The sequence below is a fragment of the Haloferax gibbonsii ATCC 33959 genome (genome assembly GCF_000336775.1).
In the GTDB taxonomy this organism is placed as follows: domain Archaea; phylum Halobacteriota; class Halobacteria; order Halobacteriales; family Haloferacaceae; genus Haloferax; species Haloferax gibbonsii.
Genome location: NZ_AOLJ01000018.1, coordinates 105,055 through 117,601 on the forward strand (window position 1 = coordinate 105,055; position 12,547 = coordinate 117,601).

Consider the following 12,547-nt stretch of genomic DNA (forward strand, 5'->3'; position numbering starts at 1 on the left):
CCGAACCGGGCAACACACCAAGACGACGAACGCTCACGGCAGAGCGCCGCGAGCGAACTTAAGTCGTCGTCGTGTAGAACAACCGCTGGACGTCGACGATGTTGAACACCCCGTTTCCGGTGACATCGAAGCGCTCGCGTTGCTCAGTGACCGCCTCGCTGTCTCGATGGGTGAACAGCGCCTGGACGTCGGAGACAGTGACGGTGCCGTCGCCGTTGACGTCTTCGTACACGCCATCACCATCGGGGTCGGTCGGCGGCGATTCGAAGTTACCGATCGGGTCAACTGTCGGTGCAGTCGGGTCGTCGCCGACGGTGAGACTGCGGTTGAGCGTCGTCTGCGTCCCCGTGTCGTCACTCGCCGATACGTCAAGTGTGTACTCGCCGGCGTCCGTGTCGATATAGCGCGTCGTGTAGACGTACGTCGACCCGTTTTGTGTCGCCGAGAACGCATCGAGCGTGATCGTCTCCTGGGATACCGTCTCGGTGCTCGCGAGGACGGCTTCGAGCGAGTCGAGTGACTCATTCGCTGTGACCGTGAGGACGAGATCGCCGTCGACCAGTTCGGTCGTTGCGTTGAGTGCCAGGGGCGTCGGCTCGTCGCTATCCGTGCTCACGGGATACTCGTCGTCAGCTACCCCGACGAGGTCCGGGTACGCACCCGACTCAACCTGCCACGTTTCGTCGAAGTCCAGCGCAGTCAGGTTCGCCGTGGCCGCCTCGCCCGTCATCTCGGCGGTCGAGAGCCCGACGCTCCCGTCCCCCGCTGCCGCGGAGGTTGGTTGGCCGGTAGTCTGTTCGTTCCAGTACGACCCCGTGACCGAACTGCCGTAGTAGAGGCCGCCGACGAGCCCGCCGACGGTTTCCTCGCCGGTCACGTTCGCTGTCGCGTACGAGTTCGCAACAACCCCGCTTTCGTAGTTACTCGACCCGACGAGCCCGCCGACGTAGTTCGTGCCGGACACGCGCCCGTGGGCGTGTGTCGCGGTGATGTTCCCCGAATTATACCCGACGAGCCCGCCGGTCGCGACGCTGGTGTCGTCGGTCGTCCCGACGACGGTCGCGTTCACCGCCGCGCGTTCGATCGTCCCGGGGTTCTGTGCGGCGATACCACCGGCGTACGGCCCACCGGTGATGGTCCCGGTCACGACGACGTCGCTGATGGTTCCCTCGTTTTCGCCAACGAGGCCACCTGCGCTCCCGGGGCTCTCAACCGTGGCGGCCGCGCGTGCGTGTTCGACTGTCCCGCCGTCGGTGGACGCTACCACGCCGGCGACGGTCCCGGTTCCGGTCACCGACCCGGAGACAGTCACCTCGCGGACGAGGGTGTTCGTTGCCGACCCGACGAGGGCAGCAGTGGTGAAGTCACCAGTAATGGAGACGTCGGTCAGTCGGAGGTTCGTTATCGAACTCTCCGAGGCGTAGCCGACGAGTGCGACACCACTCGTCGACGGCCGGTCAATCGTCAGCCCCTCAATCGTGTGATTCGCCCCGTCAATCGTGCCCGTGAACGGCGTCCCGAACGTTCCGATGGGTTCGAAGCCAGAGCCGTTGTTCCACGTCGCCGTCTCGGTCGCATCGATGTCCGAGTCAAGTACGTAGTGGGCATCGAGGTCGTCGCGTATCGCGGCGAGCCCAGAGGTGTTGGTGATGACGTACGGGTTCACTTCGGTCCCGTTTCCGCTCTGTATTGCGAGCGTCCCTGTCGATTCGAGGCGTGGTTGTTTCGTGGGCTGTTCTTCGTGGTCGACTGTCGTCGCGCCTGCAATCGGTGCGGTGGCCATGAGGCCGCACAGCAGGAGTATACTCGCGATATGTGTGAATTTGTGTCCCATGTATCGATGTCGCGTCGCGTCTGTTGGTCCCGTGTTCGACAACTCCCTTCGTCGCGGCATCGCGAGCGTTAGTGCTCGCTGTGAACCGGCTGCCCCGACATAGCCGGTTGTTGATAGGTTTCATATTTGTAAAGTTATGGGACACCACAGGGGTTGCGGGGTGTGGCAGCTGTGGGGAGTGAACATCTATCCCGCCTTCCTGCGATTGCTCTCGTATGAGTACGGACGACGACGGGATGGATTCGGCGGCGATAGGCACCTGGATTGCGATTGGGACCGGATTCGGCGTCGCTCTTGGTTTGGCACTCGATAATCTTGCATTGGGCATCGCAATCGGCGTGGCGCTCGGGGCCGGTCTGGGGGCTGGGTTGTCGTCGCGGTAGGGGGGTTCCGGTCGGTGGGTTCAGGGACTCGTGGCGCTGCTCAAGACTCGCGCCACTTGCGGCCGCACTCGACGCAGGTGAACAGCCGAACCTCGTAGGAGCCACCCGGTTTCGGCATCATCTCGTAGTTGGCTCGGTCGCTGTCGCAGTCGTCCGCCGGACACGGTTCCTGCATCGTCTCGGTGGAGCCGTGGGTCGCGTCGGCCACGGCGGGTGCGCCGTCGTCTCGCTGTCCATCTTGAATCGCCATCGCCGCTTCCGCGTTCGCGTCCCGCGGCTCTTCGTGCGCACAGGAGCGACACACCCACGTGTCACCCTCTGTGTGCATTATCGACCCGCATTCGGAACAGAATTGCATTTACCGGAGGAACACACGGGTCGCAGATATATGTATTAATTTCCGATTCGTCGTCCAGGTGCCTCCTCGTGCTGACAGTACGGCCGACTCTCGTTACCCGGCTCTTCGGGCAGGTCGTCGCGTTACTGGGAGGTTTCACTCTCGAGAACAACAACGGTACCGGAGCAGTCGAATATGTGCTCCGAAGTTAGGAATCAAACTATAATAGTTTGAGCTATAATAGTTCAAACTCTAACTCTACGGGTCAATCACGAAGGCAGAACCCCACGACGGGAGGACTCTTCGCACACCGTGTTCGATTTGAATTCACCGCTCGAATCTCGGTTTGATCGGCGTCTGAGCCGATATTGCGTAGTCGACGCTTCCGGACAGATTTCATTTCGACGATGGTGTGGGGTGACGATCTAGTCGGTCGTTCGACTTCTACAGTCCACGAGTCGATGTGGTGAACAGCTTGAGTCAACAGTCGGTCGTAGACTCGGTACCGCGCTCGATTGTGGTCACGGGGGGACACCGTTTTGCAAGTGTTTTGAGAGCACAGAGGGACAGAGTAGGTTCACGAACGGGGGTGACCGAAGTCCTGAGTGCTCCACACCAGACCAATCTGTGGTGTTTTTCTGACCCGTTGAGTGGTTCTCAACTGAATCACACAGTTGCGTTGTCAGCGTCAGTAGTCCTGTTGACCAGGACAGACACACCGTTTTGCAAGTGTTTGACTGAGACAGACGAGGTGACGCTTCTGTAAGAACGGGTACTGTTGTTCACGGTACACAACTCGCGCGAGAGTTGCATTGGTAGTCACCCAGAAACGACCGCGACGCCGCAAGTCCCGTTACGGTATAATATTCCACCCTCCAAAGTGTTGCATGTGCTCTGGTTCTTTATCACACTCCCACACACCGTTTTGCAAGTGTTGTTGATCACGTCGTGAGATATGGGGTTCACCTAAGCGGTAGCGCGGAGGCTCCTTCGTCAACGAACGAGCAAAGCGAGTGAGTAGGGAGGGGAGGAAGCGCGTTCGTTTCGAGAGCAAACGCTTATTCCGATGCCTCGCCGACCGTGAGTGGCTTTCTGGTCGGTTCGCATTCTGTTTTCTCTAGTCCACGGAACGAGCACGGCGAGGGATTCGAGGAGGAGTCGACCGTGGACCCGTTGCCGTACTCAATTGTAGACAGAGGGGGACACCGTCTTGCAAGTGTTTCTTGCCGTTGTTGTCCTCGAGCGATACGCGGGAAAGGATCGGAAAATAACACTTGGAAAGTGGTGTGTTCCACATATAAGAGAGTTACTAACACTTAGAACACTCTGATGGGTGGTTTTATAAATAGGCCTGTCGTATTTAGCGTAATGACCCATCATGAGTTCCGAAAAACACGGGATATCTTCATCACGAAGGACGTGTTTTCAGAGAACTACTCTCCAGAGGTACCCATCGAGCGTGATGATGAGATTGATGAGTACATGACTGCACTCGAGGACTCGCTCTTCGGGGATCAACCATCGAACATCCTCACGTACGGAAAGACAGGCGTCGGAAAGACTGTCGTCACGAAGTACGTCCTCAACCTCCTTGTTGAGACAGCAACTGAGCGCGATGTCGACATTGAATACTTCGAGGTGAACTGCGGCAGCAATCAGACGTCGTACCAAGTGGCCCTCTCACTCCTCAACAAGATTCGTGCACAAACAGGACAGTCACCGCTGAACCGCGGCTACGGTTTTTCCGAGGTCATGTCGCGGTTGTACGAACAGATTGAGTCGCTGGATGCGACGGTCTATGTGATGATTGACGAAATCGATTACCTTGGCGGTGATGACCGTATTCTCTACGAGCTACCACGAGCGTACAAGAACGGCTACTTGGATACGAGCTTTGTCGGCGTCATCGGTATCTCGAACGACTACTCATACCGACAAAACCTCTCGTCGAAAGTCAAGGATACGCTTCAGGAACGTGAGATTCGATTTCCGCCGTACAACGCTAGTGAACTGCAGTCGATTCTCCGTGAGCGGGCAAGTGAAGGCATGAAATCCGGTGTCGTCGGTAATGGTGTAATCGAGCAGTGCGCAGCACTCGGTGCCCGCGATACGGGATCGGCCAGACAAGCAATCGATCTCCTCCGGGAAGCGGGAAATGTCGCCGAAGAAGCGTCAGCAGGTGAGGTTGAAGTCAGCCACGTCGAACACGCAAAGGAGCGAGTCAAACGCGGTCGTATCCGGGACGGAGTCACCGACCTGACCGATAGTGGGCTGATGGTTCTACACGCGGTTGCGAGCCTCGCTCGGAGTGGTGAGACACCAACTCGGCTCAAATCAATTGTTTCGGTATACGAGGAAATTGCGACGCACTACGGACGCCGTCCACTCGGCGAGTCGCGTATCAGAGACCATGTGGGAGATCTGACTATGCTCGGGTTTGTGACTGAAGAACGGAAGAACCTCGGCCGAGCAGGAGGACAATTCTATCAATACTCACTTGCAGTCGATAGTGACCTCGTGTATGACGTCGTCTCCGAACGACTGTCGTAACGAGGGACGCAAATTCGTGTGCGGCTACTCAGCTATATCTTCAGGGACACCGTTTTGCAAGTGTTTACTGGAAAACCCTTACAAGCACAACCGGAGTTGGCTGCTTGAGCAGGTTTCGAATTGAGAAAGAACACTTGCAAAACGGTGTGTGGGTGTCGTATAAAGAACCAGAACACACGGAACACATTGGATGGTGGTGCGATATAGCTCAACCCGTTATGCTGGGGTGCAGATTAGCTGAAAATCAGCGCTAAGCCTCCTTCCTCAAGGAGCGACCGAAGGGAGTGAGTAAGGAGGGAATACAGCGTTCACGAGAGCAATCATGTGGGCGAACGAGACACAGGGCGTCTCGTCAACGCCGCACGATTAGCAAACACGTTCGACACTCTGCCCACAGGCCAACGTTTCACCATAACCATTATCCGAAGATGAACGCGAGCAGTGCGGCAACTGCAAGTATACCGAGACACACCCACAGGAACGATTTCACTGTCGACGTGAGAAGCGACGATCCACCGCCTCCATCGGTGTAGCCCATCGATTCGAGGATGTCGGAACCGGTGGTCGACGAACCTGAGTCTCGGTGCCCCTGCGGTGCGTCCTGTTCGGCAGTCTCTCTGCCGACTGCACTTCCGAACCCGGCACCTGACGGATCTTCCTGGACCAGACGTTCATTAATTGGTTCGGTGACACTAATAGTAGTGGCTTCCGAACCGAGCGCGCGAGTCGACCCAGGGAACTCACGACTGAGGTTTGTTAACAATCGTTAACCGCCGCTGGCACCTAGTGGAATGCCAGTATGACCGCCGACGAAGCGTCGGAATACGGACCGACACCGGAGCAGGCGTTTGCCGTTCTCGGCCACGAGACGCGGCTCGCGATCCTGTTTGCGCTCTGGGAACACCGGCGTCTCGACGAACACGTTCCGCAGCACCCGATGACGTTCTCAGCGTTACGAAAGACCCTCGGGATGCGGGACGGCTCGCAGTTCAACTACCACCTCAAGCCCCTCCTCGGTCGATTCGTCCACCATGTCGCGGACGGGTACGTGCTCCGACGGGAGGGCGAGCGTGTGGTCAGCGCCATCCTCGCCGGCGCGTTCACCGACGAACTCGTGTTCGACGCCGTCCCGAACGACAAGCCGTGCGAACTCTGTGGCGGCCGAACCGTCTTCGAGTGCAACACGGAGCTGACCCGTGGGTACTTCGCGATCAGGTGTACCGAGTGCGACGGAGCGTTCGGTGGCACCGGCTTCGACGGGACGTTGAGCCTGACCGAATCGCTCTCGCCGGTCGGGACTCGCAGTCGAGACCCCGCGGAGTTCTACCGGGCACTCGACGTCATGGTGAAACACCAGATCATGTCCGCAATCGAAGGCGTCTGTCCCGACTGTACCGGCACCACGAGCGCGACGCCCCACGTCTGTCGGGACCACCACGTGGAACCGGGTCACCGCTGTGTGTCGTGTGACACCATCTTCGAGGTCCAGTACGACATCGTCTGTGACGTCTGTCACCAGCGATTCAGTATTCCGAGCAACCGCTGTTTGCTCACCGAGCCGCGAGTGCTCGTCTTCCTCGAAAACCATGGCTACGACCCCTGGTACGACTGGCTGTTGATCGAACTGGAATTAGTCCACCGCCAGACCGTTCTTTCGGAGACTCCGTTCGAACTGGAGATGGTCCTCGAGGCCGACGGGGACCGACTGGTCGCGACCCTGGACAACAACGGGGCCGTCACAACCCTCTGTAGATGCTCTCGAGAGCAGTCATGACAGGAGACTCAGGCTACTGAATTTCAGTCCGATCCTGGATAGAAATATAATTCAGCTTACATATATGCCCTGAGACGCCGTCAGTACTCACGAGGAGACATGACCAGATTCGAACCGGTTGGACGAAGCGCGATTGAACAGCCCGACGGTGTGTTGCGCCGGACCGTGTTGAAAGCCAGTGCCCTGACCGTCGCCGCGCTCGGCACGAGCGTTCCCGTTGCCGCCGACCCGATAGATCACAACGGCGAATCGAAAGCAGACCGCGACGTCGACAGCCCCGTGGGCTTTACCGTCGACCTCCTCGCAGGGCACGCGCCGTTCCCCGACGAGGTTGCCGCGACGTTCCGGCTGAAATACGAGGATGGAGACGGAACCATCGTCTCCAATTTGCCACGGGACGCGTCGACGACAGTCTTCGCGAAGGTGACGTGGGACCCCGAGGGGACCTCGGGCTGGCACACCCACCCCGGACCGGTCATCGTCAGCGTCGTCGAAGGCGAACTCGAACTCATCAACGAGCGCGACTGCATCACTCGGACCTACTCGGCGGGTGAAGCCTTCATCGACCCCGGGCAGGGAAACATCCACATCGCGTCGAATCCGAGCCAGCGCGACATCGCCGTCGCCTACGCGACGTTCCTCGGCGTGCCAGCCGGCGCGCCGGCGACGGTGCTGGTGCCTCCGGTGTCCTGTGAGTAGACGCTGGGTCCTGCGTATCCAGCGTCGGGTGTTTGCGTCATGCTCGGCGGGCATTGCGAACTCGGCCGGGCGCCGTGCTGTGTCGTGTGGGTTCGGGAACTGGCGTGCGGTGGCGGCCCGTTAGCGGGGACGCCGTGGAGCACGGTTCGTTACGCTGCTGATTGGTTCCCCGCACCCACGTCCTCGGGTGCCTGCTGGAGCCACGCGTCGAAGTGAACGTTCGATTGGCCCGCGCTGTTCGGGTCTTCGGAGACGGCTGCACCGCTGCCGTTCGCGAGTGTCCCCGTTTCCGGGTCCGCGAACGGTGCGTCCACGTCCGCGGCGCTCGATGGCCCGTCGCTCGCACCCCAGTAGTTCGACGTCGCATTCACCACGTCGGCGTTCTGATTCAACACGCCGTACGCGGTGTTGTTGGCGATGCGGTTGTCGTGGACGGCGACGAATGCAGCGCCCTCGGCCGTGGGCGAACAGACTGCCGACGCCCGAAGGGTGATGCCGTGTTCGTTGTGCTGGATGTCGTTGCCCTCGACGACGAGGTTGCGGTCGAGCGCCCTGACGAAGATGCCGTCCGTGTTGTTCATGATGTCGTTCCCGCGAATGTCGTTCGCGCGGTCATCAGTCGAGTCGACGAAGGAGATCTCGACGCCGATTGCGTTGTCTGCAAGCGTGTTCCCCTCGATGGTGTTGTTGTACGAGTTCGCCCGAAGCGACACGCCGACGTCAGTGTCGGTAATCGTGTTGGCTGTGATCGTGTTGTCCGTCGCGAGTTGGCTCATGACGACTCCGGTTTCCGCCCCGGAAATCGTGTTGTTCCGGACGGTGTTCGACCCGGCGTTTCGGAGGGCGATGCTCCCGCGTGGCCCCGTACCGGGGTTGGTGAGGACGTTGTCTTCGATGGTCACGGCCGACGCGAACGAGACGGTGATGTCGCTGTGGGTGAGCGTGTTATTCGCGACGCGCGTCTGGGTCGGGACGCCGCGGGCCAGCCCGACCGCAATCGAGCCGTTCACGACCTCGTTGTCGACGAGGTGGGTGTTCGTGACGTCATCGGACGCGTGTTCGACGGTGATCGCCCCGTTGACGATGCGGTTCGACGCGACGACGTTGTCGGAACTGCCGTCGTTCACCGCGGGATCCGAGGTGCGGACCTGAATCGCGTCTCCCGACTCGGCGGTCGCGACCACGTCGTTCCCGCTGACGATGGCGTCGTTGACGGTATCGAGGCGGATGCCAACCGTCTCGTAGGTCGTGATCGCGTTATCGACGACTTCGATTCGGTTCGACCCCGCTGTGCGGACCGCGCTCTCGACGTGCTCGAAGGTCGAGTTCCTGACCATCGCTCCGTCTGAAGCGGTCTCGTATCCCGGCCGGGTGTCGAGCGAGCCAACCTGGACGCCGATAGCTGTCTCGGTCACCGTGAGGTCAGTCGCCGTCGCGTTCGGCGCGAAGACGAAGTTGAGGCCGGTCCCCCAGGAGTCGACGGTGAGGTCGCGGACGGTGACGTTCGCGTGGCCGTCTGCAGTCCGGTTTTCGGTCTGGTTCGCGTTGACCGCGACACCGTCGCCGTCACCGGTCAGGGTGTGACCGTTCCCGTCGACGACGACATCACTCGATTCGATGTCGAGACAGGGACTGGCGGTGGCGTTCGTGATGTCGGTCCCGAGCGTGTAGACACCGGGGTCGGTGATGGTGGTACACTCGGTGATCGGCTGTGAGTGAGGTGTCTGTGCCGTACCAATTGTGGGTGCCGCCGTCGACGCCACTACGAGGGCCGTCACGACGGCGACTGTCGCAAGTAATCGTCGCATCCGCGTGGGAGTGGTCAGTGTTACCGCATTATTATCAGTCGGCTAAGGTCTGCAATTGGGAGGTTTCGCGTGGTGATGCGGGGGTTTGGGTGCATGGATACTCGTTCGGTGGGAGACGCCTGTATTCGGCACGGTGTCACTCGGTGCGAGGTGTGGGGGTCAGTCGGCCTATAGTAGCGTTTGCAACTGGTTACACATCCAATCGCGCGACAGCGTGCGATTGAGTGTGCATTGACTTGCAAACGCTACTATAGACAGTATGCGTGAGCTCGTCGACGCTGGTGCTGATTTTGTTGGTGCGGTGCTGCAGACAGGCCGCGGCTTGGTCCAGACGATAGAAAAGTTCACAGTCAGTAGACATGATCGGAGACTATGAACCGTCGCGCCTTCCTTGGAACTGCTTCTGCAGTCGGGATATCATCTCTTTCCGGGTGTGGCACCCTCGAAACGGTCGAAGAACCGTTCGTCACATACCAACTCGACGGGATCTTCACAGACAACGCGGTCGACGAAGCAATCGAGTTCACAGTGGAGATACTGGATGGAACGGACCCGATATACGACACCACCGTTTCACTCAGTACACTCGGCGCTGACGACGGCGACTCCTCCACGGTGATCGAAGCGCCGTGGATGGATGAGAACGCACGGTACGGGATTCGAGTTATTCCTCCCGAAGGTACGCAGACGCCTCGTGGCGACCTGCGCGTAACAGGAGGACGCCGAGCGCGACGAACCAAACGATCTGGGTGAGACCGAAGATGCCACCGCCGATCTCACCGAGCGCTGGAATCGCCGAGAGGATGCCTGCAGCCCCGACTACGAGTCCGAAATAGTTCACCAGACGGTGGAGCGCTCGTGTCCGGAGCGCGACCACACTCACGAGCAGCGTCCAGAGGCCGCCCACGATCTCGTTGCCACCGCCCAGCCCATCGATGACCGGGCTGAGTGCCAGCCAGACCGTCGTCGCCTGCGTCGGGTCGGTACTGTAGAGGTTGACGACGACGCCCGTCGCGAGGGTGGCGACCATCCCGCTGGCGATGACGAGCCCGGCCCAGATGAGTCCGAACGCGGTCGTCGCTCGCATCAACATCGGTGCACCGGCCGCGAGGCGCTCGTGGAGCGCCAGAACGAGTGCCACCAGCACGATGCCGAAGACCACGTAGATGAGCAGGTACATCGCGGACAGACTCGTCTCGTTCGCGACGAACAGTTCGACCTGTTGGAGCGCACCGGTGACGCTCGCGAAATCAAGGATGACGAGGAAGTACGCGATTCCGGCCACGTAGATGGCCGCCTCGATCAGCGCAGCGAGGCCGCCGACCGTCAGATAGTTCCAGCGGCCCACCGTAGGCGACTGCTCGATACCCTCTACTGCTTGACCCGTCGTTGCTACCATACGTTATCTGCCGCAGGGACATTACCGCCAGAGGAGATAGCCGTATCGAGTACGACTCTCTCCACCAGCCAGACGCCCCCGAGGTAGTGCGGAGGTACCCGTCGTCGTCGACCGTGGGTGAGCGCACGCGTCACCAGCGATGGCCTTCGATTGGGCAGCGGACTACCTGAGTGGATTTCGACCGAGCATCGTGGCGATGCCGGCGAGCAAACGCAGGAGTGGTCGCTGAACCAGCCACGGGACGCCCGCGAGACGCACGTCCGAACGGTAATGAGAAAGGACTGCCGCCACCGCGAACACATCCGGTTTCCCTCCCGCCACGGCCTCGTAGAGCGCCCGAATTGCGGCTTCGAACTCGCCTGGTGGGCGGAGCGTCGTCCGAACGACGAGGGTGTCGACGCCGCCGTTTCGGATACTGTGGGGCTCGCCGGGTGCGATGGTCAGCGATTCGCCGGGAAGCAGGACGTGAGGTTCACCGCGAGTCGTCACCTCTGCCTGACCCGCGATTACGGAAAGTCAAGGAGAAAGCCCCGTGCTTCAGCGCGGGGATGAATCCGACACCCCTTCCACATACGGTGTTCGACGTGTTGAACGGATGTTTTTAAGTAGTCCGTCAGGGTACTAACATCTATCCGAGGCGGCACGCCCGCCCTACTAATCGGACAATATCGGGATTCCCCGATTCCAAGCAGAAAGCACCCCTTTCTGTGCCGGAACACGGGGTGCAGAAAGCAAGTATCTCTGAATCCCTCACGGGATAGGAGTAACGGCTGATTGGCACAGCCAGTAGTTGTCCACACCGGGGGGCTACGAATCTTAAACATCCCAACCCAGCGGTGCGGTGCCGTGGGAATCCACGCCCTTCAGGGCGGGGAGGATGTCAAGGACACTTTAGAGCACCGTTATGCTGGTTCGACACCTCTAGAGGCGAATGGCTGGAGCAGCTGTTACCCCAGATCAGGAGCGGAGCGTCGAGTATCAGCGACCGTCCACAACCGAGACATCTGTCGGGCGAGCGAGCGTGATTGCTGGACTCGCACTCTTGCTGATGACTGTCCTCGCCGTCTTCGCGAACTTCGTCGTGTTAGACGGGCTCGTTACACGGGGGGACGCTACCGGAACGGCGACCGCTATCCTGGGTGCCGAAGGGACATTCCGACTCGGTATCGCGGCGCTCTTCGCGGTCGCCGTACTCGATTTGACCGTTGCGTGGGCGTTGTACACCGTATTCAAGCCGGTACACGCTGGCGTCGCGCTCCTCTCGGGATGGTTTAGAGCTGTCTTCGCTGGCATCTTCGTCGTTGCAATCAGTCAACTCATGAGCGTCCCGCAGCTACTGGGTGCAACCGGGACTGGATTCACCACGGAGCAACAGGCCACTCAGGCACTGCTGAGCATCGAGGCGTTCTACAACATCTGGGACGGCGCACTGATTCTGGTCGGCCTCCATCTGGTGTTGGTCGGTTATCTGCTGTACAAGTCTGCGGCTGTCCAGTTCTACACCTCGGGCTACGTGCCGAAGGTGTTAGGAATGCTCCTCATTCTCGCTGGCATCGGCTACGTGGTGGATAGTTTCGGACGGGTGCTGTTCGCTGGCTACACCTTCGAGGTTGCTGCGTTCACCTTCGTCGGTGAAGTGTTGCTGATTCTCTGGTTGCTCATCTATGGGCGCCGGATCAGGCTGGACGAGGATAGTGTGGACGACGAGCCGATATCCGTGACGACCTGAGACCGGGACTTACGGCGATTCGAGGAGAACGCCC

At 60.0% G+C, this 12,547-nt stretch carries 10 protein-coding genes; 6 read left to right on the forward strand and 4 right to left on the reverse strand.

Going from position 1 to position 12,547, the window contains the following annotated elements:
* Nucleotides 1-58 precede the first annotated feature (58 nt).
* Nucleotides 59-1,783: a GLUG motif-containing protein gene (locus C454_RS11655; protein ID WP_239639935.1), complete on the reverse strand. Its 1,725-nt coding sequence runs from the start codon at nucleotides 1,781-1,783 to the stop codon at nucleotides 59-61.
* A gap of 266 nt (nucleotides 1,784-2,049) precedes the next feature.
* Between C454_RS11655 and C454_RS20755 the strand changes: the two genes are divergently transcribed.
* Complete coding sequence (locus tag C454_RS20755; RefSeq protein WP_004975817.1) at nucleotides 2,050-2,217, forward strand: hypothetical protein; 168 nt, start codon at nucleotides 2,050-2,052, stop codon at nucleotides 2,215-2,217.
* 40 nt (nucleotides 2,218-2,257) lie between these two features.
* Here C454_RS20755 and C454_RS11660 read toward each other — a convergent pair whose 3' ends face one another.
* The gene (locus tag C454_RS11660) at nucleotides 2,258-2,575 is read right to left on the reverse strand and encodes an RPA12/RPB9/RPC11 RNA polymerase family protein (RefSeq protein ID WP_049905129.1); all 318 of its coding nucleotides are present in this window, start codon (nucleotides 2,573-2,575) and stop codon (nucleotides 2,258-2,260) included.
* A gap of 1,347 nt (nucleotides 2,576-3,922) precedes the next feature.
* On the opposite strand from C454_RS11660, the gene C454_RS11665 reads away from it, so the two are divergent.
* The 3 genes from C454_RS11665 to C454_RS11675 all read left to right on the forward strand — a co-directional run bounded on the left by C454_RS11665 (nucleotide 3,923) and on the right by C454_RS11675 (nucleotide 7,577).
* Nucleotides 3,923-5,104 carry a Cdc6/Cdc18 family protein gene (locus tag C454_RS11665; RefSeq protein ID WP_004975819.1) on the forward strand — a complete coding sequence of 394 codons (1,182 nt, stop codon included), beginning with the start codon at nucleotides 3,923-3,925 and terminating at the stop codon, nucleotides 5,102-5,104.
* Nucleotides 5,105-5,903: 799 nt separating this feature from the next.
* On the forward strand, nucleotides 5,904-6,878 hold the full coding sequence (locus C454_RS11670; protein WP_004975820.1) for a DUF7351 domain-containing protein: 975 nt from the start codon (nucleotides 5,904-5,906) through the stop codon (nucleotides 6,876-6,878).
* A gap of 165 nt (nucleotides 6,879-7,043) precedes the next feature.
* Nucleotides 7,044-7,577, forward strand: coding sequence for a cupin domain-containing protein (locus tag C454_RS11675; RefSeq protein WP_239639936.1), 534 nt, complete (start codon nucleotides 7,044-7,046; stop codon nucleotides 7,575-7,577).
* A gap of 149 nt (nucleotides 7,578-7,726) precedes the next feature.
* On the opposite strand, the gene C454_RS11680 is transcribed toward C454_RS11675, so the two are convergent.
* Both C454_RS11680 and C454_RS11685 read right to left on the reverse strand, forming a co-directional pair.
* The gene (locus tag C454_RS11680) at nucleotides 7,727-9,355 is read right to left on the reverse strand and encodes a right-handed parallel beta-helix repeat-containing protein (RefSeq protein ID WP_004975822.1); all 1,629 of its coding nucleotides are present in this window, start codon (nucleotides 9,353-9,355) and stop codon (nucleotides 7,727-7,729) included.
* A gap of 694 nt (nucleotides 9,356-10,049) precedes the next feature.
* Nucleotides 10,050-10,784, reverse strand: coding sequence for a DUF4386 family protein (locus tag C454_RS11685; RefSeq protein WP_152421542.1), 735 nt, complete (start codon nucleotides 10,782-10,784; stop codon nucleotides 10,050-10,052).
* A gap of 117 nt (nucleotides 10,785-10,901) precedes the next feature.
* Between C454_RS11685 and C454_RS21370 the strand changes: the two genes are divergently transcribed.
* Nucleotides 10,902-11,336, forward strand: a complete 435-nt coding sequence (locus tag C454_RS21370) for a hypothetical protein (RefSeq protein WP_239639937.1) — start codon at nucleotides 10,902-10,904, stop codon at nucleotides 11,334-11,336.
* A 379-nt stretch (nucleotides 11,337-11,715) separates the two neighbouring features.
* Nucleotides 11,716-12,513, forward strand: coding sequence for a DUF4386 domain-containing protein (locus tag C454_RS11695; protein ID WP_004975831.1), 798 nt, complete (start codon nucleotides 11,716-11,718; stop codon nucleotides 12,511-12,513).
* Nucleotides 12,514-12,547: the final 34 nt, after the last annotated feature.

What these genes read in the sequence shown, in the direction of transcription:
- C454_RS11655 (WP_239639935.1), bottom strand. Translation starts at nt 1,783, where the DNA reads ATGGCCACCGCACCGATTGCAGGCGCGACGACAGTCGACCACGAAGAA.
- C454_RS20755 (WP_004975817.1), top strand. Translation starts at nt 2,050, where the DNA reads ATGAGTACGGACGACGACGGGATGGATTCGGCGGCGATAGGCACCTGG.
- C454_RS11660 (WP_049905129.1), bottom strand. Translation starts at nt 2,575, where the DNA reads ATGCAATTCTGTTCCGAATGCGGGTCGATAATGCACACAGAGGGTGAC.
- C454_RS11665 (WP_004975819.1), top strand. Translation starts at nt 3,923, where the DNA reads ATGACCCATCATGAGTTCCGAAAAACACGGGATATCTTCATCACGAAG.
- C454_RS11670 (WP_004975820.1), top strand. Translation starts at nt 5,904, where the DNA reads ATGACCGCCGACGAAGCGTCGGAATACGGACCGACACCGGAGCAGGCG.
- C454_RS11685 (WP_152421542.1), bottom strand. Translation starts at nt 10,784, where the DNA reads ATGGTAGCAACGACGGGTCAAGCAGTAGAGGGTATCGAGCAGTCGCCT.
- C454_RS11695 (WP_004975831.1), top strand. Translation starts at nt 11,716, where the DNA reads ATGGCTGGAGCAGCTGTTACCCCAGATCAGGAGCGGAGCGTCGAGTAT.